General features: G+C 60.9%; 18 protein-coding genes and 1 riboswitch. Of the genes, 2 read left to right on the forward strand and 16 right to left on the reverse strand.

Annotated features, from left to right (window positions below; genetic code table 11):
• Positions 1-13 precede the first annotated feature (13 nt).
• From AC1RBR_RS20115 to ltaE, 3 genes are all read right to left on the reverse strand, one after another.
• On the reverse strand, positions 14-1255 hold the full coding sequence (locus AC1RBR_RS20115) for an aspartate kinase (protein ID WP_025112914.1): 1242 nt from the start codon (positions 1253-1255) through the stop codon (positions 14-16).
• A gap of 90 nt (positions 1256-1345) precedes the next feature.
• On the reverse strand, positions 1346-3964 hold the full coding sequence (alaS, locus tag AC1RBR_RS20120) for an alanine--tRNA ligase (RefSeq protein WP_492566269.1): 2619 nt from the start codon (positions 3962-3964) through the stop codon (positions 1346-1348).
• 146 nt (positions 3965-4110) lie between these two features.
• A complete protein-coding gene (gene ltaE / locus AC1RBR_RS20125; protein ID WP_492566270.1) occupies positions 4111-5115 on the reverse strand; it encodes a low-specificity L-threonine aldolase in 1005 nt (334 codons plus the stop codon).
• Between the two features lie 291 nt (positions 5116-5406).
• Positions 5407-5578, forward strand: a riboswitch (FMN riboswitch).
• 101 nt (positions 5579-5679) lie between these two features.
• Between ltaE and AC1RBR_RS20130 the strand changes: the two genes are divergently transcribed.
• On the forward strand, positions 5680-6189 hold the full coding sequence (locus tag AC1RBR_RS20130; protein ID WP_047599675.1) for a 6,7-dimethyl-8-ribityllumazine synthase: 510 nt from the start codon (positions 5680-5682) through the stop codon (positions 6187-6189).
• Positions 6190-6310: 121 nt separating this feature from the next.
• Here AC1RBR_RS20130 and astE read toward each other — a convergent pair whose 3' ends face one another.
• The 7 genes from astE to AC1RBR_RS20165 form a co-directional block, all read right to left on the reverse strand.
• Positions 6311-7321 (reverse strand): succinylglutamate desuccinylase, encoded by a 1011-nt coding sequence (gene astE, locus AC1RBR_RS20135; protein ID WP_492566272.1) that lies wholly within the window; start codon positions 7319-7321, stop codon positions 6311-6313.
• A gap of 12 nt (positions 7322-7333) precedes the next feature.
• Entirely contained in the window at positions 7334-7624 is a 291-nt protein-coding gene (locus AC1RBR_RS20140) for a topoisomerase II (RefSeq protein WP_095137121.1), read from the reverse strand.
• Positions 7625-7681: 57 nt separating this feature from the next.
• Positions 7682-9028: an N-succinylarginine dihydrolase gene (astB, locus tag AC1RBR_RS20145; RefSeq protein WP_115984193.1), complete on the reverse strand. Its 1347-nt coding sequence runs from the start codon at positions 9026-9028 to the stop codon at positions 7682-7684.
• A 163-nt stretch (positions 9029-9191) separates the two neighbouring features.
• On the reverse strand, positions 9192-10661 hold the full coding sequence (gene astD / locus AC1RBR_RS20150) for a succinylglutamate-semialdehyde dehydrogenase (protein WP_178083276.1): 1470 nt from the start codon (positions 10659-10661) through the stop codon (positions 9192-9194).
• Positions 10658-11683 (reverse strand): arginine N-succinyltransferase, encoded by a 1026-nt coding sequence (gene astA, locus AC1RBR_RS20155; protein ID WP_027612638.1) that lies wholly within the window; start codon positions 11681-11683, stop codon positions 10658-10660. The genes astD and astA overlap by 4 nt, the downstream gene beginning before the upstream one ends.
• A 51-nt stretch (positions 11684-11734) precedes the next feature.
• Entirely contained in the window at positions 11735-12754 is a 1020-nt protein-coding gene (aruF, locus tag AC1RBR_RS20160) for an arginine/ornithine succinyltransferase subunit alpha (RefSeq protein WP_007951057.1), read from the reverse strand.
• A gap of 199 nt (positions 12755-12953) precedes the next feature.
• Positions 12954-14174 carry an aspartate aminotransferase family protein gene (locus tag AC1RBR_RS20165; RefSeq protein ID WP_115984195.1) on the reverse strand — a complete coding sequence of 407 codons (1221 nt, stop codon included), beginning with the start codon at positions 14172-14174 and terminating at the stop codon, positions 12954-12956.
• Positions 14175-14482: 308 nt separating this feature from the next.
• On the opposite strand from AC1RBR_RS20165, the gene AC1RBR_RS20170 reads away from it, so the two are divergent.
• On the forward strand, positions 14483-19528 hold the full coding sequence (locus AC1RBR_RS20170) for a dermonecrotic toxin domain-containing protein (protein WP_492566275.1): 5046 nt from the start codon (positions 14483-14485) through the stop codon (positions 19526-19528).
• 26 nt (positions 19529-19554) lie between these two features.
• Here the strand turns inward: AC1RBR_RS20170 and argR are convergent, their stop codons facing one another.
• The 6 genes from argR to AC1RBR_RS20200 form a co-directional block, all read right to left on the reverse strand.
• Positions 19555-20547, reverse strand: coding sequence for a transcriptional regulator ArgR (gene argR, locus AC1RBR_RS20175; protein WP_178083268.1), 993 nt, complete (start codon positions 20545-20547; stop codon positions 19555-19557).
• Positions 20548-20779: 232 nt separating this feature from the next.
• On the reverse strand, positions 20780-21544 hold the full coding sequence (locus AC1RBR_RS20180; protein ID WP_003227281.1) for an ABC transporter ATP-binding protein: 765 nt from the start codon (positions 21542-21544) through the stop codon (positions 20780-20782).
• 27 nt (positions 21545-21571) lie between these two features.
• Positions 21572-22684 (reverse strand): M14 family metallopeptidase, encoded by a 1113-nt coding sequence (locus AC1RBR_RS20185; RefSeq protein ID WP_492566277.1) that lies wholly within the window; start codon positions 22682-22684, stop codon positions 21572-21574.
• A 1-nt stretch (position 22685) separates the two neighbouring features.
• Positions 22686-23384: an ABC transporter permease gene (locus AC1RBR_RS20190; RefSeq protein ID WP_492566279.1), complete on the reverse strand. Its 699-nt coding sequence runs from the start codon at positions 23382-23384 to the stop codon at positions 22686-22688.
• Entirely contained in the window at positions 23381-24070 is a 690-nt protein-coding gene (locus AC1RBR_RS20195; protein WP_003227287.1) for an ABC transporter permease, read from the reverse strand. The genes AC1RBR_RS20190 and AC1RBR_RS20195 overlap by 4 nt, the downstream gene beginning before the upstream one ends.
• A 91-nt stretch (positions 24071-24161) precedes the next feature.
• Entirely contained in the window at positions 24162-24935 is a 774-nt protein-coding gene (locus AC1RBR_RS20200) for an ABC transporter substrate-binding protein (protein ID WP_003227288.1), read from the reverse strand.
• Positions 24936-26072: the final 1137 nt, after the last annotated feature.

The following is a 26072-nucleotide window of genomic DNA, read 5'->3' on the forward strand; positions in this document are numbered from 1 at the left end:
TCAGGTGACCGGATTACTCGCCCTGACGGGCCGGAGCGTCCAGTTCGAAAGCCGTGTGCAGGGCGCGCACGGCCAGTTCCAGGTACTTCTCTTCGATCACCACGGAAACCTTGATTTCCGACGTCGAGATCATCTGGATGTTGATGCTTTCCTTGGCCAGGGATTCGAACATGCGGCTGGCCACGCCTGCGTGGGAACGCATGCCGACGCCGACGATCGAGACCTTGGCAATCTTGGTGTCACCCACCACTTCCCGGGCACCGATCTCGCGAGCGGTGTTTTCCAGCACGGTCTGTGCGGCCTGGTAGTCGTTGCGGTGCACGGTGAAGGTGAAGTCGGTGGTGTTATCGTGCGCAACGTTCTGCACGATCATGTCGACTTCGATGTTCGCGGCACTGATCGGGCCGAGAATCTTGAACGCCACACCCGGGGTGTCTGGCACGCCACGGATGGTCAGCTTGGCTTCATCGCGGTTGAAAGCGATGCCGGAAATGATCGGCTGTTCCATGGTTTCCTCTTCATCAATAGTAATGAGGGTGCCCGGACCCTCCTTGAAGCTGTGCAGTACGCGCAGCGGAACGTTGTACTTGCCGGCGAATTCCACCGCACGGATCTGCAGCACCTTGGAACCGAGGCTGGCCATTTCCAGCATCTCTTCGAAGGTGATCTTGTCCAGACGCTGAGCGACCGGCACCACACGCGGGTCAGTGGTGTAGACACCATCGACGTCGGTGTAGATCTGGCACTCGTCAGCCTTCAATGCAGCCGCCAGTGCCACGCCCGTGGTGTCGGAGCCGCCACGGCCGAGGGTGGTGATGTTGCCGTGCTCGTCGACGCCCTGGAAACCGGCGACAACCACCACGCGACCTGCTTTCAGATCACCGCGAATCTTCTGGTCATCAATCTGCAAGATACGCGCTTTATTGTGCGCACTGTCCGTCAGGATCCGCACCTGATTACCGGTGTACGACACTGCCGGCACACCACGCTTGATCAGCGCCATTGCCAACAGGGCAATCGTCACCTGCTCACCGGTGGAAACGATCACGTCCAGTTCACGCGGAACCGGTTGCACGTCGCCACTGATTTGCTTGGCCAGATCGATCAGACGGTTGGTTTCGCCGCTCATTGCAGACAGCACAACCACCAGGTCATCGCCGGCATCGCGGAATTTCTTAACCTTGTCGGCGACCTGCTCGATTCTCTCGACAGTACCGACCGAGGTGCCTCCAAATTTCTGTACGATCAAAGCCATTTCAAAGCCGCCTCTGCCCATGAAGGGCGCCCAATAATCACTCGAACAGCCGCCGGGCCCGCCACTAGACTGCGGGCCCGGCGGGCCGTCTTATAAACCCTGCTCGACGAATGGAACGGTCAGCGCCAGTGCGCCATCCAGTGCGCCGGCGTCAACACCGCCGCCCTGCGCCATGTCCGGACGACCACCGCCCTTCCCGCCCACTGCCGCAGCAGCCTGTTTCATCAAATCACCGGCTTTGAGTTGGCCAGTCAGGTCTTTGGTTACGCCTGCAACCAGTACGACCTTTTCCTCATGGACACTGCCGAGCAGGATCACTGCGCGACCGAGTTTGTTTTTCAGCTGATCGACCAGCGCCAGCAGCGCCTTGCCGTCCTGACCATCCAGACGTGCAGCCAGAACCTTCACGCCTTTGACGTCGACTGCCGAGTTCGACAGATCGTCGCCCGCGGCGCTGGCAGCCTTGGCCTGCAACTGCTCGAGTTGCTTTTCCAGCGCGCGGTTGCGCTCCAGCACGGCCGACAGCTTGTCGATCAGACTGTCGCGGCTGCCCTTGACCAGGTTGGCCGCTTCCTTGAGTTGTTCTTCAGCAGCGTTCAAGTAGGCCAGTGCCGCAGCACCGGTGACTGCCTCGATACGACGCACACCCGATGCCACACCGCCTTCGCTGATGATTTTCAGCAGGCCGATGTCGCCGGTACGGTTGGCGTGGATACCGCCACACAGCTCGACGGAGAAATCGCCGCCCATGCTCAGCACGCGCACGTTGTCGCCGTACTTCTCGCCGAACAGCGCCATCGCGCCTTTCTGCTTGGCGGTTTCGATGTCGGTTTCTTCGGTTTCAACTGCGGAGTTCTTGCGGATCTCGGCGTTGACGATGTCTTCCAGCGCTTTGATCTGCTCCGGCTTGATCGCTTCAAAGTGGCTGAAGTCGAAGCGCAGACGCTGGCTATCCACCAACGAACCCTTCTGCTGAACGTGCTCGCCCAGTACCTGACGCAGCGCAGCGTGCAGCAAGTGGGTGGCCGAGTGGTTCAGCGAGGTCGCGTGACGCACCTCGGCATCGACGTGGGTTTCCACTGGCGCGCCGATGGTCAGGCTGCCGGAATCCAGCACGCCGTGGTGCAGGAAGGCACCGCCGGTCTTGGTGGTGTCACGGACGTCGAAACGCGCGTTGCCCGCCTGGAGGAAACCGCAGTCGCCGATCTGGCCGCCGGATTCAGCGTAAAACGGCGTCTGGTTCAGCACGATCACCGCCTCTTCGCCTTCACTCAAGACGTCGACCGACTGACCGTCTTTATAGATAGCGACGATTTTTGCCGAACCGCTGGTGTCTTTGTAACCGGTGAACTCGGTGGCCACATCAACCTTGACCAGGGTGTTGTAGTCCAGACCGAACGAGCTGGCCGAACGCGCACGAACACGCTGAGCTTCCATTTCACGCTCGAAGCCGACTTCGTCGACGGTCAGGCCGCGCTCGCGAGCGATGTCGGCCGTCAGGTCCATCGGGAAACCGTAGGTGTCGTAGAGTTTGAACACCACGTCGCCCGGCACCACGGTGCCTTTGAGTTCCAGCAGATCCTGTTCGAGAATCTTCAAGCCGTGCTCCAGAGTCTTGGAGAACTGCTCTTCTTCGGCCTTCAGTACGCGTTCGATGTTGCTCTGCTGCTTCTGCAGCTCCGGGAAGGCTTCGCCCATCTCGGCGACCAGCGCAGCGACGATCTTGTAGAAGAAGCTGCCGGTAGCGCCCAGCTTGTTGCCGTGACGGCAGGCGCGACGAATGATCCGGCGCAGCACGTAGCCGCGACCTTCGTTGGACGGCAGCACGCCGTCGGCGATCAGGAAACCGCACGAACGGATGTGGTCGGACACCACTTTGAGCGACGACTGATCGCCATTTTCGCAGCCGATGGCTTCGGCCGAGGCCTTCAGCAGGTTCTTGAACAGGTCAATGTCGTAGTTGGAATTGACGTGCTGCATCACCGCACTGATCCGCTCCAGGCCCATGCCGGTGTCGACCGACGGCGCTGGCAACGGATGCAACACGCCATCGGCGGTGCGGTTGAACTGCATGAACACGTTGTTCCAGATCTCGATGTAACGGTCGCCATCTTCTTCCGGCGAACCCGGTGGGCCGCCCCAGATGTGGTCGCCGTGATCGTAAAAAATCTCGGTGCATGGGCCGCACGGGCCGGTATCGCCCATGGTCCAGAAGTTGTCGGAGGCGTAAGGCGCGCCTTTGTTGTCGCCGATGCGGATCATGCGCTCGACCGGCACGCCGATCTGCTTGGTCCAGATGTCATACGCTTCGTCATCGGAGGCGTAGACGGTGACCCAGAGTTTTTCCTTCGGCAGTTTCAGGACGCCGGTCAGGAAGGTCCAGGCGAAGGTAATCGCGTCGTGCTTGAAATAGTCACCGAAGCTGAAGTTACCGAGCATTTCGAAGAAGGTGTGGTGACGAGCGGTATAACCGACGTTTTCCAGGTCGCTGTTCTTGCCACCGGCACGCACGCACTTCTGGCTGCTGGTTGCGCGGGTGTACGCGCGCTTTTCCTGGCCCAGGAAGCAGTCCTTGAACTGGTTCATCCCCGCGTTGGTGAACAGCAGGGTTGGGTCGTTGCCCGGAATCAAAGAGCTGGAGGCTACACGGGTGTGGCCTTGCTCTTCGAAGAAGCGAAGGAAGGCTTCACGGATTTCTGCGCTTTTCATTAGGTTCTTCCACGGAGGCTGCGGCCAAAGGCCTGTACGAAACGTCAACAGACGAAACGACGGCAAAGGGCCGCATTATATCGGCCCTTCGCGCGGGGTACAGCGTGTTTATACGATAGTAACGGTCAATTGGACGGCTAACCCTGTCACTTGCGCGAAAACTCGACGAATGTCGCGATCACTTGCTCGATTTGCGAGCGACTGACGTCCATGTGCGTGACCATGCGCAAGCGCGCCGCGGCGCTCAACTTGATCCCGCGCTCGGCGGCAAACGCCTTGAGCGCTTCGGCCTTGTCGCCGATTTGCACGTACACCATGTTGGTCTGCACCGGTTCGACGCTGAAGCCTGCACCCCGCAGGCCTTCAGCCAGAAACTGCGCGTTGGCGTGGTCATCGGCCAGGCGCTCGACGTGGTGATCCAGCGCATACAGCCCCGCTGCCGCGAGCAACCCGGCCTGACGCATGCCGCCGCCGACCATTTTGCGCAGACGACGGGCCTTTCCGATCAGTTGCTCAGAGCCGCATAGCACCGAACCAACCGGTGCGCCGAGGCCTTTGGACAGACACACCGATACCGAATCGAAATGTTGCGTGATCTCGCGGGCATCCACCCCAAGCTTGACCGCCGCGTTGTACAGCCGCGCGCCGTCCAGATGCAGTTGCAAGTCTTTATCCTGAGTGAAGCGGCGGGCGCGGGCCAGATACTCCAGCGGAAGCACTTTGCCCTGCATGGTGTTTTCCAGCGCCAGCAAACGCGTCCGGGCAAAGTGAAAATCATCCGGTTTGATTGCGGCGGCGACCTGATCGAGATTCAGCGAACCGTCGGCTTGGACTTCCAGCGGCTGCGGCTGGATCGAACCGAGCACCGCCGCGCCACCGCCCTCGTACTTATAGGTGTGCGCCTGCTGGCCGACGATGTATTCGTCGCCACGTTCGCAATGCGCCATCAGCCCGAGCAAGTTGCTCATGGTGCCGGTCGGCACGAACAGCGCGGCGGCGAAACCCAGCCTTTTCGCCAATTCGGCTTCCAGACGATTGACCGTCGGATCTTCGCCGTACACGTCGTCACCGGTAGCCGCCGCAGTCATCGCGTCAAGCATGGCAGGAGTCGGTTGGGTGACGGTGTCGCTGCGAAGATCGATAACGCTCATGAACCTGGCCTCTGGTCAGCAGGGGAAATCCCTTTTCGAAGGTGAATTACTGCGGTCATGGCGCCGATTAATCAACCCTTGAATGAGAAAAAGCACATTACTCCTTGAAAGGACGCAACCCAATGTGGGAGCGGGCTTGCTCGCGAAGGCGGTGTGTCAGCCGGCAAACTAATTGGCTGACGCACCGCCTTCGTCGGAACGCCGCCCGGAGCAAGCTCGCTCCCACATGGTTCTGTGCAAGGCCGGAAAATATGTGATAAAAACGCTGCGCCGCCCGAGAAAGGGCGGCAAAAACGTTCTCAGGGCGGGGTGCAATTCCCCACCGGCGGTAATTGCGCGCAATGCGCATAGCCCGCGAGCGCTTGGCGACGAACACGGCTTTTGCTGTGATCGGCGGCAAGGTCAGCAGACCCGGTGTGATTCCGGGGCCGACGGTCATAGTCCGGATGAAGAGAGAACGGGATTGACGCCAAAGGGCCGCCCGCGCGCTTGTGTGCTCGTGCGTACCCTTGAATCCCTTTCGATTCATAACGCCCTGTTTTTCACACAAACAGGAGTCTGAACATGCAACCCACCGCTATCGACAGCAAAACCAAACACCCCCACGGCGAGCGCGTTGCGTTCATCCAGGCCTGCTGGCACAAGGAAATCGTCGACCAGAGCCGTAAGGGCTTCGTCGCCGAAATGCTCGCTCAGGGTTATCAGGAATCGGACATCGATTTCTTCGAAGTCGGCGGCGCCTTTGAAATGCCTCTGCACGCCAAGCTACTGGCCAAGACCGGGCGTTATGCCGGCATTGTCGCGGCCGCTCTGGTGGTGGACGGCGGCATCTATCGTCACGAGTTCGTCGCCCAGTCAGTGGTCAGCGGCCTGATGCAGGTGCAACTGGAAACCGAAGTACCGGTGTTCTCGGTGTCCCTGACCCCGCACCACTTCCATGCCGGTGAAGAGCATCAGAAATTCTTCTTCGAGCACTTTGTACACAAGGGTCAGGAAGCGGCGCGGACTTGCGCGGATACGCTGCAGAAGGTTCGTGCGCTGCGTCGCAGTGAGCCGCGTGCAGTCGCCGTGTAAACACGGAACCAAAACTGTAGGAGTGAGCCTGCTCGCGATAGCGGAGTGTCAGTCGACCACTGTAGTGACTGATACATTGCAATCGCGAGCAGGCTCACTCCTACAGGGGTTTTGCGTAGGATCAGGCGAGATTTTCGTCGGTGGTCGGGACGATCAGAATGCCCGCGCGCAGGCCGTTCTTGACCTTGGGATTTGGGAAGATGATTCGTGCGCCCTCTTCCTCAATAATCCAGCGGGTATTGGCCAGATCTTCGGCCAGCACATAACCCACATCCAATTCAGAAAAGTTCTCGATGTCCGCCGGCAGGTTCAGGCGGAACGCATCGCTGTGCTTGATGATTTCCCGCGCCACGCTGAACAGCTGCAAACCATCCAGTCCTTCTGCAGCCAGATCCGGCTCAGTGCCTTCGATGATCTGCTTCAGACGGGTTTCCAATAGCGAGACATTGACACCGTCGTTCTGCCCGAACGGCCGTGCCTTGCCCAGCTCCAGGGTAAAAGCCTCGGCGCCGAGCTTGTCGTAGGTGTAGGAGCTGAACACGATCGACGGCTTGTTCTGCAGCAGCACCGCTTCCATCCCGGCGGCGCGCAGACGCGCCAGTTCGCGGCGCGAATGCTGGCGACCTTCTTTCCACGGATACAGGGCGAACTGCTCGATCTTCGAACCACGAATCGCGGTGTGCAGGTCGTAGTGCAGACGCTGACGGTCCGGCAGGCTGAAGAAACTCGCCGCCAGGCGTTCCAGCTCGCAAGCGCGAATGGCTTCGGAACCGCTGGTTTGTTCATGACGGCCGTTGAACAGCCGGTTGACGTCCTGCTCGACGAAACGCTCGCCTTTGCGAATCGCTTCCGGGTTGCCGAACAGGAACAGAATGCGTGCACGCGGTTTCAGATCGCCGCGAGCGATGTCATGCAGCAGCCGATCGAGCAACTCGATCGGCGCTGTTTCATTGCCGTGGATGCCTGCCGACAGCAGCAGGTCCAGGCCATTGTCGCGCGCTTCGGGCGGCCGGACTTCCAGCGCACCCTCGCTCAACCAGCGCATGCGCACGCCTTCGACAGTCAGTTGAGTCTTCTCCGCCGGTTCGCGGCCGGCGAGGGTCAGTTCAAGCAGTTTGCCGAGGGCGAGCATAGAGCGGTTTCCTTAGTGATCGTGGTTGCAATCCGGGCCGTGCACGTGGTCTTCGTCGTCGCCGACTTCAGCCGGTTCCATTTCCAGTTGCAGACTTACCAGATTAGTCGCCAATGGGCGCAGCAGCAGGTTGGCGTACTCGGCGTCACCTTCTTCGACGTCCACGCCGATCAGCAGCTGGCCACGGCCGTCCTGCTGGATCCACAGCTCTTTGCCTTGCCACATCACCGCGACGCGGGTGCACGAGGTTTGCAGTTGCGTGCCGTCGGTGTCTTCAAGGATCAGCTGCAGGGAATCGCTCATGTTTTTACTCTCTTGGGGAGACAAGCCGCGCGTCGCGTTCAGGCGACGCGCCGGCCATCAATTGATCTGGAATGGATAAACCGCGCCCAGTTTAAGGATTTGCGTCAGTTCATCCAGTGCCGTCCGGCATTCAAGCAGCAACTGCGGGTCCGCCAGATCGGTTTCGCTCAGGCGGTCGCGGTAGTGCTTTTCAACCCATGCGGTCAACGAACCGTACAACGGGGCCGTCATGATAACCCCTGGGTTGACGGCCGCCAGCTCGGTTTCGTTGAGCGCGACGCGCAGGCGCAGGCACGCCGGGCCACCGCCGTTCTGCATGCTTTGCTTGAGGTCGAAGACTTTGACTTCGCGGATCAGCCCGCCGGAGCTGGTCAGCCCTTGCAGGTAGTTCCAAACACGCTCGTTGCCACGGCATTCTTCCGGCACGATCAGCAGCATCGAGCCGTCCGGACGCGACAGCAACTGGCTGTTGAACAGATAGGAACGCACGGCGTCATCCACGGTGACCGCCGAACGCGGCACGCAGACCGACTGGAACTTGCCGCCGACCTTGGCCAGTTTGCCCTGCAACTCGGCCAGCATCTGCTCGGTGTCGAGGAACGCGTCCTCGTGATAGAACAGCACCTCGCCGTTACCCACCGCGATCACGTCGTTGTGGAATACGCCCTGATCGATCACCGCCGGGTTCTGCTGCGCATAAACCACGCCCTCGTCACGCAGACCGTGCAGACGCGCCACCGCTTGCGACGCTTCCAGGGTCTGGCGCGCCGGGTACTTCTGTGGCGCCGGGTAGCGGGTGTCGAACGCACTGCGACCGAACACGAAGAACTCGACACCGGCCTCGCCGTACTCACGGCAGAAACGCGTGTGGTTGGCCGCGCCTTCGTCACCGAACTGCGCCACTGCCGGCAACGCGGCGTGGTGGGCGAAGTGCTGCTGATCGGCGAACATCGCGCCGAGCACGCGGCTGGTGGTCGGGTGTTCGATGCTGCGGTGGTATTTGCAGTTGAGGTTGGCGGCGGTGAAATGCACGCGACCGTCAGCGGTGTCGGCACTCGGGCTGACGGTGGCGGCGTTGGCCACCCACATGCTCGACGCCGAGCAACTGGCGACCAGCAGCGGCATGGCTTCTTTCGCTGCACGCTCGATCACTTGCGCGTCGGTGCCGCTGAAACCCAGACGGCGCAACGCGGCCACGTCCGGACGCTCCTGCGGCGCCAGCACGCCTTGCTGAAAGCCCATTTCCATCAGCGCTTTCATTTTCGCCAGACCTTGCAGCGCCGCTTCCTTCGGGTTCGAGGATTGCTGGCTGTTGCTCTGGGACGCGACGTTGCCGTAGGACAGACCGCCGTAGTTATGGGTCGGCCCCACTAGACCGTCAAAATTGACTTCATAGGATTTCATCAGCGAGGCTCCACGAGAATCTGTTGTTATAGGCTTCAAGTAACAATTCAGTCAGACCGCGTCGCGGCTATCGCGAGCAGGCTCACTCCTACAGGTTTGGCGGTGTTCACACATGCTGTGTTCGACACAAATCCTGTAGGAGTGAGCCTGCTCGCGATGGCCGTTACGCCATCTTCACGCCAGGCGTCAGGGCCGCCGGCAACACCAGGCTCGGGGTTTCCAGCGACGCCACCGGGTACGCGCAATAATCCGCCGCGTAATAGGCGCTGGCGCGATGGTTGCCCGAAGCCCCGACGCCGCCGAACGGCGCGCTGCTCGCCGCACCGGTCAGCTGTTTGTTCCAGTTGACGATACCGGCGCGGCTTTCCAGCCAGAACTGCTGATAACGATCTTCGGAATCCGACAGCAAACCAGCCGCCAGGCCATAAGCGGTGTCATTGGCCTCGCTGATCGCCGCAGCGAAATCGGCGTAGCGAATCACCTGCAGCAACGGGCCGAACAGTTCTTCGTCCGGGCGCTCGGCGACGGCGGTCACATCCAGAATGCCCGGGGTCAGCAAGGCCGACTGCGCCTGTGGCTGAGTCATCGCCAGCAGCGACACCGCGCCATTGGCCAGCAGGTGTTGCTGGGCATCCATCAGCGCTTTGGCCGCGCCGAGGGAAATCACCGAGCCCATGAACGGCGCGGGCTGCTGATCGAACGCACCGACTTCGATGGTCGCGCTGACTTCCACCAGACGCTTGAGCAGGCTGTCGCCCCACGCGCCTTGCGGCACCAGCAGACGACGCGCACACGTGCAGCGCTGACCGGCGGAGATGAACGCCGACTGAATGATCGTGTACACCGCCGCATCCAGATCAGCGACCTGATCGACCACCAGCGGGTTGTTGCCGCCCATTTCCAAAGCCAGAATCTTGTCCGGACGCCCGGCGAACTGCTGGTGCAGGTGATTGCCAGTACGGCTGGAGCCGGTGAAGAACAGACCGTCGATGCCCGGGTTCGCCGCCAGCGCAATGCCGGTTTCACGCGCACCTTGCAGCAGGTTCAACACGCCGGCCGGCAGACCGGCTTCGATCCAGCACTTGACCGTCAGCTCGGCGACTTTCGGCGTCAGTTCGCTCGGTTTGAACAGCACGCTGTTACCCGCCAGCAGCGCCGGCACGATGTGGCCGTTCGGCAAATGACCCGGGAAGTTGTAAGGGCCGAACACCGCCACCACACCGTGTGGCTTGTGGCGCAGCACGGCGGTGGCGTCGCCCAGCGGGCCGCTCTTCTCGCCGGTACGTTCGCGGTAGCTCTGCACCGAGATCGCGATCTTGTTGACCATGCTGGTAACTTCGGTCGCGGCTTCCCACAACGGTTTGCCGGTTTCCTCACCGATGGTGCGGGCCAGTTCGTCGCTGTGGTTTTTCAGGGCGGCGGCGAAGGCTTCGAGCACGCTGATGCGCTCGTCCAGCGAACGCCGCGCCCAGCCCGGAAAGGCCTGACGCGCAGCCTGCACGGCCGACTCGACCTGAGCGGCGGTAGCGCCCTCCCCCGACCACAGCACTTGCTGAGTCACCGGGTTCAGCGACTGGAATGCTTCGCCCTGACCGGCCAGCCATTCACCTGCGATGTATAGCGAATTCATTATTTCGACTCCCGAGCAGCAGACAACGCCACGGCGCGCACTTGATCGCCGGCGTTGAGTTGAAGACGTTTGGCGGTCAGCGGATCGACCACCAGCGTGCCGGCAGCCAGGCGGGCCGGCGCAGCGGTGATGCGGCAGTCTTCGCGCTTGCGGTTATGGATGATGAACGGCGTGGCGTCATCGCCCGGTGTACCGATCGCCAGCACCAGCGCTTCGCTGTCGCGCACCGCGCGGATCTTGCTGGTTTCGCACTCGATGGCCGGGCCGGCATCGAAGATATCGACGTAGCCCTGATAGCTGAAACCTTCGCTCTTGAGCATCGCCAGCGCCGGCTCGGTGTCCGGATGCACCTGACCGATGACGTTGCGCGCATCCGGCGACAGGAAGCAGGTGTACAGCGGGAATTTCGGCATCAGTTCGGCGATGAACGCCTTGTTGCCGACGCCGGTCAGGTAATCGGCCTGGCTGAATTCCATCTTGAAAAAGTGCCGACCGAGGCTTTCCCAAAACGGCGAACGACCGGCCTCATCGGAAACACCACGCATCTCGGCGATGATCTTGTTGCCGAACAGTTCCGGAAACTCGGCGATGAACAGCATGCGCGCCTTGGACAGCATGCGGCCGTTCAGACCGGTGCGGTAATCGGCGTGCAGGAACAGCGAGCACAGCTCGGAGTTGCCGGTCAGGTCGTTGGCGAGGAACAGCGTCGGGATCTCGCGATAGATGTTCAGCTCTTGCGAGGCGCTGACGGTCAGGCCGACGCGGAAGTTGTACCACGGCTCACGCAGACCGACCGCGCCGGCGATGGCAGAAATCCCCACCACGCGACCGTTGTCGTCTTCGAGCACGAACAGGTAGTCCGCATCGCCACGGCCGGCTTCGCCGCGAAAGGTCTTCTCGGCCCAGCCGACCCGATGGGTCAGGCGCTCTTCGTTGGCCGGCAAGGTGGTCAGGCCGGTGCCGGTGCTGCGGGCCAGGTCGATCAGCGCGGATAAATCGCTGCTGCGTACGGGACGAACAATCATGCTATCTCCTCAAACGGGCCGCCTTCGCCACCCGTGAAACTCGCTAAGGCGTTAAACCGCCACCAGGCGCACGCTGGCACCTTCACCGACGCCCAGGGCTTCGGCTGCTTCCAGATCCAGGGTCACCGGTTTGCCCGGCGCGTAATCGAGTTCCAGCAACACCGCGCGGTAATCCTGCAACTGCGCGTTGGCCACCAGATACTGGCGCCCGGCGCCTTTGACTGGCTCGCCGATCTTCACCGGCACTACACGGCTCTGGGCGATCGAACGGATCCCCGAAACACGTGCATGCAGGGTCGGGCCACCGTCGAAAATGTCGATGTAGTGATCGGTCTCGAAGCCTTCGCGCATCAGGATGTCGAAGGTGATCTGCGCACGCGGGTGCACCTGGCCCATCGCCTCTTGAGCGGAATCCGGCAGCAGCGGCACGTAGATCGGGTAATGCGGCATCAGTTCGGCGAGGAACGTCCGGCTCTTCAGGCCACACAGGCGCTCGGCCTCGGCGTAGTTGAGGTCGAAGAAGTTGCGCCCGATTGCATCCCAGAACGGCGAATCGCCGTTCTCGTCGCTGTAACCGACGATCTCGGTCACCACCGAATCAGCAAAACGCTCCGGGTGGCTGGCGACGAACAGCAGACGACCACGGGAGTTGAGTTCAGACCACGGCGAACCCACCAGCTCGCGCTGCACGTAGAAACTGGTCAGCAAACTGTTGCCGGTCAGGTCGTGGCATTGCGAGAGCACGTGGATCTTGTTGTGGATCTTCAGCTCGCGGGAGGCGTGGACGAAGGTCTCGTTGCGGAAGCTGTAGAACGGCTCGGAGTAACCGGCCGAAGCGACGATGGCCGAGCAGCCGACCAGTTTGCCGGTGGCGGTGTCTTCGAGGACGAAGAAGTAGCTCTCTTCACCGTTGAAGCTCACTTCGGCAGCGAACGAGGCTTCGCTCGCCGCGATCTTGTCGCTCAGACGTTCCACGTCATCCGGCAAGGAAGTGACACCAATCGGACTGTCCGCAGCCAGACGCTGTACCTCGCCCAGATCAGCCATTTGCGCAGGGCGCATCACCAGCATGGTGTCACTCCTTTCTCTTATAAAAATCACAGAAAAAACACCGGACATTGTAGGAGTGAGCCTGCTCGCGATTGCGGTCTGTCAGAAACCAATAAGTCGACTGACATACCGCAATCGCGAGCAGGCTCACTCCTACAGTGGATCGGGTCCGGCATAAAATTTTGATCGACGCCCGAATCCTCAGGCGTCGAAGGGTCTATCAGGCTTGCGTCAGTGCTGCTGCCGCGCGTTCGAAGCGGTCGAGACCGGCATCGATGTCGGCGTCTTCCACCACCAGGCTCGGGGCGAAACGGATCACGTCCGGGCCGGCCTGCAGAATCATCAGGCCTTCTTTCTCAGCGGCGTTGAAGATGTCCTTGGCCTTGCCTTTCCAGGCGTCGCTCAGCACACAACCGATCAACAGACCGAGGCCACGCACCTGAGTGAACAGGCCGTATTTCTCGCCGATCTGCTGCAGGCGGGTCTTGAATTTGTCGTGCTTGGCGTTGACGCCGCTCAGCACCTCAGGGGTGTTGATCACGTCGATCACCGCTTCGGCGACGGCGCACGCCAGCGGGTTGCCGCCGTATGTAGTGCCGTGGGTACCGACGACCAGATGTTTGGCCAGCGCTTCGGTGGTCAGCATCGCGGCGATCGGGAAACCACCGCCCAGGCTCTTGGCGCTGGTCAGGATGTCCGGGGTCACGCCGTAATGTTGGTAGGCGAACAGGTGGCCAGTACGGCCCATGCCGGTCTGCACTTCGTCGAACACCAGCAGCGCGTTGTTCGCGTCGCACAGTTCACGGGCACCTTGCAGGTAAGCCAGTTCGGCCGGCAGTACGCCGCCCTCGCCCTGGATCGGTTCGAGCACGACCGCGCAGGTCTTGTCGGACACTGCCGCTTTCAGCGCGGCAAGGTCGTTGTAAGGGACGTGGGTGATGCCGGTGATTTTCGGGCCGAAACCGTCGGAGTACTTCGACTGGCCACCGACGTTGACGGTGAACAGGGTACGACCGTGGAAGCTGTTGAGCGCAGCGATGATCTCGTATTTTTCGCTGCCGAAACGGTCGAACGCCACGCGACGGGCCAGCTTGAACGCGGCCTCGTTGGCTTCGGCGCCTGAGTTGCAGAAGAACACGCGCTCGGCGAACGTGGCGTCGATCAGCTTGTGCGCCAGGCGCAGGGCCGGCTCGTTGGTGAACACGTTGGACACGTGCCACAGCTTGTTCGCTTGCTCGGTCAGTGCACCGACCAGCGCCGGATGCGCGTGGCCCAATACGTTTACGGCAATCCCGCCGGCGAAGTCGATCAGCTCGCGACCGCTCTGGTCCCAGACGCGGGAACCGGCGCCACGCACCGGAATAAAAGCGGCAGGCGCGTAGTTGGGAACCATTACCTGGTCGAAATCGGCGCGTTCTACCGCAGCGTGCTCAACGGACATCGGAGTCTCCTGATGAGGGCCACCCGCCTGAAACTGGCGAGCGATGGGGGGATTGTAAGGACAGTTTTCAGCCCGGCCTTGCCGCCAAGCGACAACTTCTTATAGCGCAAACCCCGGATTTTCCCGGGTTTACGGCAATGCGACATATAGCGTCGCAAAGGCGCAGTTTAAACTGCACGCCGCCATTTGCGCAGACGTACCGGGGATCTTAATCAAGAGAGTTTTGTGGCGTGCGGTATATATGTACCGCACATCGAATCAATGGCCGGTGTTTGCTACGGACCTTTCTCAGGCAAACGGCCGTCTCCATGATTGAGCAAAACACAACCTCACCCGCGACTCTGCCCGACGCATTGTTGCTCCCCCGACAGGACGCACACTATCAACCGCTGCTCCAGGCCATCCCGACATGGCTGAGCCAGGCTTCGGCCCACAAGCGCGCGGGTTTGAAACAGGCCAGTCCGCTACTGCCCGCCAACCTCAACCAAGCATCACGCAATGAGCATGCAAAGCTGCGCGCACTGAATGCCGCGCACTGGACCGCACACAACCGCGTCGAACGAAGCCTTGCCCGGTTGCAGGATGCCAAAGCGTTCGCCGAACCGCTGCTGCGCGCCGAACTGGAAAAGCGCTTTGGCTTGAATCTCGATGTCCGGCAAACCTTCCTGCGCCTGTACCTGCCCGACCATGTTCCGTGGCTACGCCTCAAATCCGGTGCCGCACGTACCTGGACCGTCTCGCTGCTGGACGCCGCGCTGCACAATTTTGAAAGCAGCGAGACCAGCGCTGACGCCTTTGAGTCCGCCTCGGGTTATGTCAGCCAGCCCTCCCCCGAAGGCCAGTTCAGCGTGCTGCCGAACATCCTCAAGGCGATGCCGATCCCTGCCTTCACCCGCCTGTGTCGCGAGCTGGATATCGGCCGCCGCTACAACACTTATCTGCAAGACAACCTGGGCGTCAGCAATCCGCTGGTCGCAGCCGTGCTGCAACCGCAGGTTTGCACGAGTGACAAAGCCGCACTGGTCGCCGCCCTGCAAATGGCCTACATGCAAAAGCTGCTGGGGGCCGATGTCCATCGCCTGATCCTCGGGCTGCTCGATGGCTTGCAGCATTTGCGCCTCAATCGTCAGGCGTGGCATTGCCATGCGCTGACGATGATGAAAGTCAGCCTCACCGGCATCGTACTGTTCGCGCCGAATCTTGAAGCTGCAAACGCAGCAGCGCGAGTCGTGGTTTACATTCCCGATGACCCACAACACCCAGTCAAGGAATACGCCAGTTCCGCCGCCTTCGCTGAGGAGCTGGCGCAACGCCTGCGCGATCCGGACTATCAGGTCTTCTTCAGCCGTTTTATCGACCACGCCGAGCGCGGCGCTTTCTTCGGTCAGTTGCGGGCCTTGCTCAGCCCCGTCACCTGGCAACCCGTACAGGCCGGCGATCCACGCCCCACCTGGCGCGAGCATCCAACCGTGCGGCCTGCTCTGCAGATCGTCGCGACCCCGATCCGGGGTGAGCTGTGGGTTTACCTCTACCAGCGCAAGCTCGACAAGATGCTCAACGATGCCCGCGTCATCGCCGTCTCGACGGCCATGGTCGATCGCAAGGCGCGCTGGGCACTCTGGGATTCCTTCACGGACATCGCACAGTCGTTGCTCAACCTCGTCGCGTTCGTCGCCTTGCCATTCGTGCCATTTCTCGGCGAGCTGATGCTTGCCTACACGGCCTACCAACTGCTCGACGAGACGTTCGAAAGCATCGTCGACTGGGCCGAAGGACAACCCCGCGAAGCGTTCGCGCATTTGATGGGCGTCGTGGAGTCCATGGTGCAGGTCGGCACTTTCGCCGCCGGCGGCGCTATCGCCGTCAGCGAGTTTCGCGCGCTGTTGCCTGCCGATGTCGTCCAGTTCATCGACCGCTTCATTCCGGTGAAAACGGCCAATGGCAAGACCCGCTACTGGAAACCCGACCTGCGCCCTTACGAGTGGTCCGGCACGCTGCCCAAAGACATCCGAACCGATGCACTGGGCTTGCAAACCCACCTGGGCAAGAGCCTGCTGGCCCTCGAAGACAAGTTGTATGCCGTCAGCCTTGATGCCGAAACGGGCGCCTATCGCATCGACCATCCGACGCGTCCCGAGGCTTACAAACCCGCACTCAGGCACAACGCGGCAGGCGCCTGGCAAACCGAAATTGACCAGCCACTGGGTTGGGATCGCGCCACCGTGCTGAGCCGCAGCAGTGCGCAGATGCAGCGCCTTCCCGCCGCTCTGCGGGAGCGCCTGCTGAACATCAGTGGCTGCGAGGAAAACACCCTGCGCCAGATGCACGTCGAGCGCGATCAATTGCCACCCTTACTCAGTGACACGCTGCAGCGCTGGCAGATCGATCAGGACATTCAATTGTTCATCGAGCAGATTGGCAGCCCGCATGCCGAGGATTACCTCAAGGCCGACCCGGCCACCCAACTGCAACTGCTTTTCGACAACGGCGACTGGCCTGTTGACCGAGGCCTGCAACTGGTCGATCGCCAGGGCAGAACCCTGTGGCGCAGCCCCGTTGCCGATGTGCCCTTCATACAAATCGAGGGCTCACGACTGGACGATGGCGACCTGCTCAAGACCTGCCTGCAACGTCTGACAGAATCGCAAAGAAGGCGGCTATTGAGCGAAGCATCACATACGCCCGCCCCCTCGGCCGAAGCCCGCGCGACCCGCCTGCGGCGCACCGTCGCCGAGCTGGCACAGCGCAAACGCCAAAGCCTGTTCGAGGATCGATATCGTCACTTCCAGCGCGGCGCCAGCCCGCTGGTACAGGTACTGATGGATGCCGAACCCGGCCTGCCGAAGGCGTTGGCGCAATCGATACTGGAAACGGCAAGTGATGCCGAATGCCTGCAATTACAGCGCGGAACACTCTCCGAAAGACTGACCGCTCTGACCCAGGAGACGAGCCTGCAAGTGCGCGCAACTCGAGCCCTCGAAGGACTGGAGTTGCAAGCGACAGTCAATAATCTGGATACCGATCGGCTGGCCCTACATTCCTTGCCTCGGCTGCCAGGCTGGTCGCCGTCGATACGACTGGAGCTCAGGCACTACAGCCATAGCGGGCAACTGATCGACAGCCTCGGCGCACAGGACGCGCTCATTCGCAAAGTGCTGGTACTGACCGAACAGGGCGACTATCAGCCGTTCGACGTTACCGGTGAGTCGCTCAGCGCGCCGGGCTCACTGTATTCAAGCCTGCTGTATGCCCTGCCCGACGCAGAACGTTCGGCGCTGAACATCCACATCACACAAGACCTGCAGCTCAAGCAGTTGATTCGTGACCACGCGCTCGACCGTCAAGCGTTGCTGGAGCTGTTGTCGCAAAACCCGCTTCGCAAACCCGCTTACGACCCCACCGTGATGCGCCTGCGTGGCGGTACCAGTGGCTATCGGCGCATGCCGACCAATACGCCGACGCTGCACGCCCATGCCCACTGGTTGCTGCCGCATTTGCTGCCTGAAGAGCTCAACGCATTTGTCGGGCGCCTGCAACGTCATCCGGACGGCCCGCGAGCGGAGCTGAGCCGCTTGATCACTGAACGCAACCGCCTCGACGCGGTGCTGAATCCGTGGACTGAGGGGATTCCCCTCGTTCATCCGGAGACCGGCGCCCGCCTCACCACCGAACAATACGCGATCCAGCGTCATCGCCGACGGCAGATGCGGGTCGACATTCTGGACTGCTGGAAGCAGCAGGTTTCCTTGCCGGAGAACACCGAGCAGACCATCGATCTGCGTCTGTCACAGTCGATCATGGGAGAGCTGCCACAGCTGGAGGTGAACTTCAGTCACGTGGACTACCTGACCATCGAGGGGGTCGGCAGCACTCAGGGTATACACGGGTTTCTGAACTGCTTCTCCGGCTTGCGTCGTCTGGCGCTGCGCAATTTTCAGCTGGGCAGCCTGCCGGAGTCGATCAGCCAGTCGCCACAACTGCGCGAGCTGATTCTCAGCGACTGCAGCATCACCCTGACAGCCGAGAGCTACACAACATTGGCGGCCTTGACTCACCTGAGAACCCTGGACCTGTTCAGGAACCCGCTCGGACTCACCCCCAACGTCGAAAAAATGCAACGACTCAATTACATCGATGTGTCAGAGACCGGCATTTCCGAACTGCCACCCGGCCTGCTCACGCGTCCGTTATTGCGCACCGCTCTGCTCAACGACAACCAGATCCGATCGCTGCCTTCCGCCCTTTTCGAGCTGCCCAACAATGTTCCGGAAGGCTTCGACCTGAGCGGCAATCCAATTGCCAGCGCAGACCGGGAGCGCATCAAACGCCACTTCAACGACACCCGCCAGGACTTCGGCGTAATGGCCGAACAGGCTGATCTGCTGCGCGTACAGGCGCTGTACACGCACATGGATCTGGAACAGGCCAGTGAATTTTTCTATCTGCTACCCGGCACCCTGGCCGAGGGTCGAATCGAACTTGCACGGCTTGAGCGTGAATACAGCGACTTGAGTAGCAACCTCGCCAGCTGGGCGAACGACCACCCGGCCCTGCACCCGATCAGTGGCGAGCCCTTCACGATTGAGCAAGTGCTGAACGAGCACGCCGCACGTCACGAATTCAAATCGCTCATTGAGCAGTGCTGGCGCCGGGAAACCGAGCAGGACGAACCGGATGAGAACCTCCAGCCACTGCATGACTTGAACCTGGCGACGATCATCCGCGGCGACTTGCCCGTACTCAATGCCGATTTCAGCCATGTCACCCATCTGTACCTCAGAAGCCTGCCGGGTCAGACGTTTGGAATCGACAGGTTTGTCGAGACGTTTGCCAGCCTCAGAGGACTGACGATTTATCAATATCGGCTTGAACACATTCCGCCGGCGGTGTTTCGCATGGCTGAGCTGACCTATTTGTCGCTTTCACACTGCGATTTGACGCTCACGCCTCAAGCCGCCCTTGAGCTTGCGCAAATGGAGCGCCTGGATCACCTGGATCTGAGTGACAACCCGCTGGGCGAGACGCCTGATGTCAGCCAGATGACCAATCTGCAAACGCTGATGCTGGACAACACCGGCATCACCAGCCTGCCGCCGGGCTTGCTGCAACTCGAACACCTGGAAATCGCCGACCTGAGCGACAACGCGATCACCCAGGTTCCCAGCGATATTCTGGAGTTGCCAGAAGAGCGTGCGGACAAATTCAGCCTGCGAAGCAATCCGCTCTCCGAGTTCAGCCTGCAACGACTGATCGCCTACTTCAGAAAGCACCGCATCGATTTTGGCGTGGAAGCCGTCATTGAGCGGGCAGAAATGGAGGTGTCCACGTCCGAAGATTCCGGGGTCGATGAGTGACGCTCAGCGGGTTCTGCCGGGGTGCGTCAACCGCGCTCCGGCGGCACTGACGACAGTTCGAACGGACTGCTGCTGCGCCGCTGGTTGCGATCTTCGCGCGGCGTGGCGCCGAAGAAGTTGCGGTAGGCGCTGGAGAAATGCGGCCCCGAGGAGAAACCGCAGGACAGGCCGATCTGGATGATCGACTTGCTGGTTTGCATCAACATCTGCCGGGCCTTGTTCAGGCGCAGTTCCAGGTAGTACTGGCTCGGCACGCGGTTGAGGTATTGCTTGAAGATTCGCTCCAGTTGCCGACGGGACACGCACACGTGCTGGGCGATTTCGTCGGTGGTCAGCGGCTCTTCGATGTTGGCTTCCATCAGCAACACCGCCTGGGTGAGCTTCGGATGGCTGGAACCGAGGCGGTTCTGCAGCGGAATGCGCTGGCGTTCACCGCCCTCGCGGATGCGCTCGACCACCAGTTCTTCGGACACCGCACCGGCCAGCTCGGCCCCATGATCACGGGCCAGCACCGCCAGCAGCAAGTCGAGCACCGACATGCCGCCACACGCGGTCAGGCGATCGCGATCCCAGTCGAACAGGTGACTGGTGGCGATGACTTTCGGGAAACGTTCAGCGAAATCGTCCTGCCAGCGCCAGTGCACGGCCGCGCGATAACCGTCGAGCAGACCGAGCTGCGCCAACGGATAGACACCGGCCGACAGACCACCGATCACGCAACCGGCACGCACCAGTTGCTTGAGCGCGCTGCTGAGGGCCGGGGCCAGGGTGGTCGGTGGCTCGTCGGCGAGCAGGAACAGTTTCTGGAAGTTTTCCAGCTTGCCGGTCCACGCCTCGCCCGGCAGTTGCCACGTCCCCTCGGCCGCAACGTCTGTCACGGTTTCGGCCTGAAGGAACGACAATTCGTAAACCACCTCCGGATGCACCCGCTGAGCAACACGCAAGGCCTCCTCCGCCAGCGCCAGCGTCAGAGCTTTAGTGCTGGGCCAAATCAGGAAACCAATTCGATGGGCAGTCATGGGCGGGCAATCCGAAACGAAGAACGGTGATGAAGGCATGGGCCAATGCTAGCCCGTAATCGAAGCTGTCGCAGGTCCATTGTGGGAGCGGGCTTGCTCGCGAAGGCGGTGGTTCAGGCAGCAATGATGTTGACTGATCGACCGCTTTCGCGAGCAAGCCCGCTCCCACAGGGGGACCGAGCCAGCCTTCAGGTCGCGAAGCATGACCTAATCTGGTGCATAACGGCAGCGATTACTTGAGGCTACCTGAGAGGAACTGTTGCAAACGCTCGGATTGCGGATTGACCAGCACTTCGCGCGGGTTGCCACTCTCTTCCACGACACCTTTGTGCAGGAACACCAACTGGTTCGACACTTCACGGGCGAAGCCCATTTCGTGCGTGACCACGACCATGGTGCGGCCTTCCTGGGCCAAAGCCTGCATCACCTTCAGCACATCGCCGACCAGTTCCGGGTCGAGAGCCGAAGTCGGTTCGTCGAACAGCATCACTTCCGGCTCCATCGCCAGCGCACGGGCAATCGCCACACGCTGCTGCTCGCCACCGGACATGTGGCCCGGGAACGCGTCTTTACGATGGGCCACGCCAACCTTGTTCAGGTAGTGCTCGGCTTTCTCGCGGGCTTCGGCCTTGGACACGCCCAGCACGTGGACCGGCGCTTCCATGATGTTTTCCAGCGCGGTCATGTGCGACCACAGGTTGAAATGCTGGAACACCATCGACAGGCGCGAGCGCATGCGTTGCAGCTGTTTCGGATCAGCGGCTTTCAGCGCGCCGTCCTTGTTGGCTACCAGTTTCAGCTCTTCGTTGTTGAGCAGGATCTTGCCCGCGTGCGGCTGCTCGAGCAGGTTGATGCAACGCAGGAAAGTACTTTTGCCGGAGCCACTGGAGCCGATGATGCTGATCACATCGCCGGCTGCCGCTTTCAGGGACACGCCCTTGAGCACTTCGTGACTGCCATAGCGTTTATGCAGGTCTTGGACTTCAAGTTTGTACATGCGGTCGGTTCTCACAAAAACAGTCAGTCAGTCGTTGAGCAAGCGCCCGTGACGCAGCGCTTCGCGCCCCGCCACCTTGGCCAGCCAGAAACCGGGTTGGGCATAGCGCAGCCGTTCAATGGCAAACAGCACCCCGGACGTACCAGCACACACCGTGCTGACCCGATCGGACACAGGGTCGATCACTTCGAAAATCTCATCCCCGGCTTCAACCCACTCGCCGGGTTTACGCAGAAAACTCACCACACCGGGGTGCGGCGCCAACAGTAATTCAGTGCCTTCGAACGGCATGCCTTCGCACGGTTCGTTGACTGGCTTCGGCCACTCGCCAGTGATCAGGCCTTGCTCGGCGAGGAACGCCAGAATGCCTTCGGCCCACGCCACCGCATCCGCGCGGTCGGTATTGGCCTGACCGCCCAGCTCGACGGTAGTCGCCAGGCAGGCCAGCGGAATTTGCGCCTCCGGGAACTGCCGCGACAGACGCAACCACGGCAACGAGCACGCTTCATCGAAGGAGCTGCCGCCGGAATCTTCCGCGAGCAAACCGACCTTCACATTCAGATGCGCGGCCAGCGAACGCCACTGCGGCCAGTGCTGTGGCAGCGCATACATGTGCAGCGCGGCTTCAGCGTCGCAATGCAGATCAAGCACCACATCGGCGGTGCAGGCGTGGCTGAGCAAAACGCGCTGCATGCCTTGCAACTGGCTGCTCGCCTCGGGCAATGCCGCCAGATGATCAGCCATGGCCTGACGGATCAGACGAATATTGGCGTGCGGATCATCACCTAGGCTGTCGGCCAAAGCCGCCGCAACCGGCGCGCTCAGCTCAACGAAATCGCGGTTGAAATTCTTGCCGCTGCCCGCCTCGAAACGCCCCTGATGATTGCCTTGCAGCAATTGGCCGAGGCCCAGCGGGTTGGCGACCGGCACCAGCTCGATCACACCGTTGAGCAGGCCTTGGGCTTCGAGTTCGCCGAGGCGCTTTTTCAGCTCCCAGGCGGTGCGCATGCCCGGCAGTTCGTCAGCGTGCAGGCTGGCCTGGATGTAGGCCTTGCGCTCGCCGCTGCCGAAGCGGAAGACCGAAATCTTGCGCTCGCTGCCCAGATGGCTCCACGGCAATACGTGGTCGATGCGTTCCATATCAGTGCTTCCGTGGGGCCAGATAGCTCAGCCAGCGACGCTCGGCCAGCTTGAACAGGCGCACCAGAATGAAGGTCAGGCACAGGTAGAACACGCCGGCGGTGATGTACGCCTCGAACGGCAGGTAGTACTGCGCGTTAACGGTACGGGCCGCGCCGGTGATGTCGATCAGGGTCACGATGGACGCCAGACTGGTGGTCTGCAGCATCATGATCACTTCGTTGCTGTACTGCGGCAGTGCCCGGCGCAAAGCCGATGGCAACAGAATGCGCTTGTACAGTTTGAAGCGCGACATGCCCATGGCCTTGGCGGCTTCGATCTCGCCGTTTGGCGTGGCCTTGAGGCTGCCGGCGATGATTTCTGCGGTGTAGGCGCTGGTATTGATCGCGAAGGCGAGGCACGCACAGAACGTCGCGCTGGACAGCCACGGCCACAAGAAGCTTTCACGTACCGCTTCGAACTGCGCCAGACCGTAGTAGATCAAAAACAGCTGCACCAGCATCGGCGTGCCGCGGATCACGTAGGTGTAGAGCCACGCGGCGCCGTTGATGATCGGGTTCTTGGAGACGCGCATCAGGCCCAGCGGCAGTGCCGCCAACAGACCGAACAACAGCGACAGCGCGAGCAGTTTGAGGGTGGTCAGCAGGCCGCCGAGGTACAGCGGCATGGCCTCCCAAATGACGTTGTAGTCGAAGATCATAGATCAGCCGCCCTTACGCCTACCGAGTAGCGCTTCTCAAGGTGACGCAGCGCCAGCAACGAGACACTGGTGATGACCAGGTACATCGCGGCCACTGCGAGGAAGAAGGTGAAAGGCTCGCGGGTGGCATCCGCCGCCTGCTTGGCCTTGAACATCATGTCTTGCAGACCGACCACCGAAATCAGCGCGGTTGCCTTGGTCAGAACCAGCCAGTTGTTGGTGAAGCCAGGAATCGCCAGGCGAATCATCTGCGGCACCATCACCCGGAAGAACACCTGAAAACTGCTCATGCCGTACGCCATGCCCGCTTCGGCCTGGCCCTTGGGGATCGCCATGAACGCGCCACGGAACGTCTCGGACAGGTACGCACCGAAGATGAAACCGAGGGTGCCGATACCGGCGGCCAGCGGGTTCAGGTCGATGTAGTCGTCATAGCCGAGCATCGGCGCGACGCGGTTGAGCAGGTCCTGACCGCCGTAGAAAATCAGCAGGATCAGCACCAGGTCGGGAATCCCGCGGATCACCGTGGAATACAGATCGCCCAGCCACGCCAGCCAGCGAATCGGCGACAGGCGCAACGCGACCCCGATCAGCCCGAGAACGATGGCCAGGGCCATGGACGACAAGGCGAGCTGAAGCGTCAGCCATGCGCCATCGAGGATGACAGCCCCGTAGCCTTTCAACATGATTCAGGTCCTCGAAAGTTGGGATGAAAAAATGGCGCAAACCGCAGAGATCCTGTTGCTTGCGCCATTTCTGACTTGTCGCAGAGACGTGTTACTTGCCGTAGATATCGAAGGCGAAGTACTTGTCCTGGATAGCTTTGTATTTACCGTTTTCACGGATGGCCGCGATCGCAGCGTTGATCTTGTCTTTCAGCGCGTCGCCCTTGCGCACCGCGATGCCTACACCGTCGCCGAAGTATTTGACGTCGGTGAACTGCGGGCCGACGAAGGCGAAGCCTTTGCCGGAATCAGTGTTCAGGAAGCCGTCCTGCAGCAGGGTGGCGTCAGCCACGGTACCGTCGAGGCGACCGGCGGCCACGTCGAGGTAGATTTCGTTCTGCGAGCCGTATGGCTTGATCTCGGCACCCAGCGGGGCCAGGACTTCGCGGGCGAAACGCTCGTGGATCGAACCACGTTGCACGCCGATGTTCTTGCCCTTGAGCTCAGACAGGTTGTCGCTGACAACGGTGCCCTGCTTCATGACCAGACGGGCCGGGGTGTTGTAGTACTTGTTGGTGAAGTCCACGGATTTCTTGCGGTCTTCGGTGATCGACATCGACGACAGGATCGCGTCGATCTTGCGCACTTTGAGTGCCGGGATCAGACCGTCGAACTCTTGCTCGACCCACACGCACTTGACCTGCATCTGCTCGCACAGGGCGTTGCCGATGTCGTAGTCGAAACCGACGATGCTGCCATCCGGCGCTTTCGAAGCGAACGGAGGGTAAGCCGCTTCGATACCGATCTTCAGAGGTTTTTCATCAGCGAAGGAATTCAGCGACAGCACGGACAGTGCCAGGGCGCCAAGCAGCACAAGTTTCTTCATCTTGGGACTCCATCGGTAAAGGGCAAAAACGGCAGAGTGAGCGACAGCCCAATATGCGAATGGGTGAATCGGGAAAGCGGTGCAGCATCGGTGGGAAATTTCCCGATGAAACCACCAAGGGTTTCAACGTCAGCCACGATGAGCGAGTGATCGGCATTCTAACGACAGGCCCGAAGCCGATATTTCTTCAATGCGACAACTAATTACAGATGCACAGAGAAAGCCGCTTGAGCGCATTGACAGCCTTGCAAATTCATGCAAGAGCGAAAGACAGTGAACCGATCTATGCTGCAAATTGCGGGCCTATTATTCGCAAACCCTTCTAATCCGGCAAGCGCAGCGTTGTGTCTTATTTTTCACCAAGGGGTTTGAGGCTCTAAAACGGGGCATTGCGTTTCCCTTCGCCCCGCAGCGGGGCGGGCGGTTACACATTTGGTTACTCGGGTAGGCATGGGTAACAGCGGGAAATGGCTTGCACAGGAAATCGATAATTATTGGTTGGGTGGGTTTGGGTTTCTGACAGGGGACTACTGCGGCGTCTGACAGATTGCCTTCGCGAGCAAGCCCGCTCCCACAGGTTGATCGCATTCTGTCTGAAAGAATGCAGGCCCACTGTGGGAGCGAGCCTGCTCGCGAAGAGGCCAGCAAAACCACCACAAACCCACCAGACAAAATAGCCCCGGCTGGACTGCATTCTTCCAGACAGACCACACATCAACCTGTGGGAGCGGGCTTGCTCGCGAAGAGGCCAGCAAAACCACTACAAACCCACCAGACAAAATAGCCCCGGCTGGACTGCGTTCTTCCAGACAGAACACACCTCAACCTGTGGGAGCGGGCTTGCTCGCGAAGAGGCCAGCAAAACCACCACAACCCCACCAGACAAAATAGCCCCGGCTGGACTGCGTTCTTCCAGACAGAACACACCTCAACCTGTGGGAGCGAGCCTGCTCGCGAAGAGGCCAGCAAAACCACCACAAACCCACCAGACAAAATAGCCCGGGCTGGACTGCATTCTTCCAGACAGACCACACATCAACCTGTGGGAGCGGGCTTGCTCGCGAAGGGGCCAGCAAAACCACCACAAACCCACCAGACAAAATAGCCCCGGCTGGACTGCGTTCTTCCAGACAGAAC

The sequence above is a fragment of the Pseudomonas sp. GW823-FHT01D03 genome, assembly GCF_058798255.1.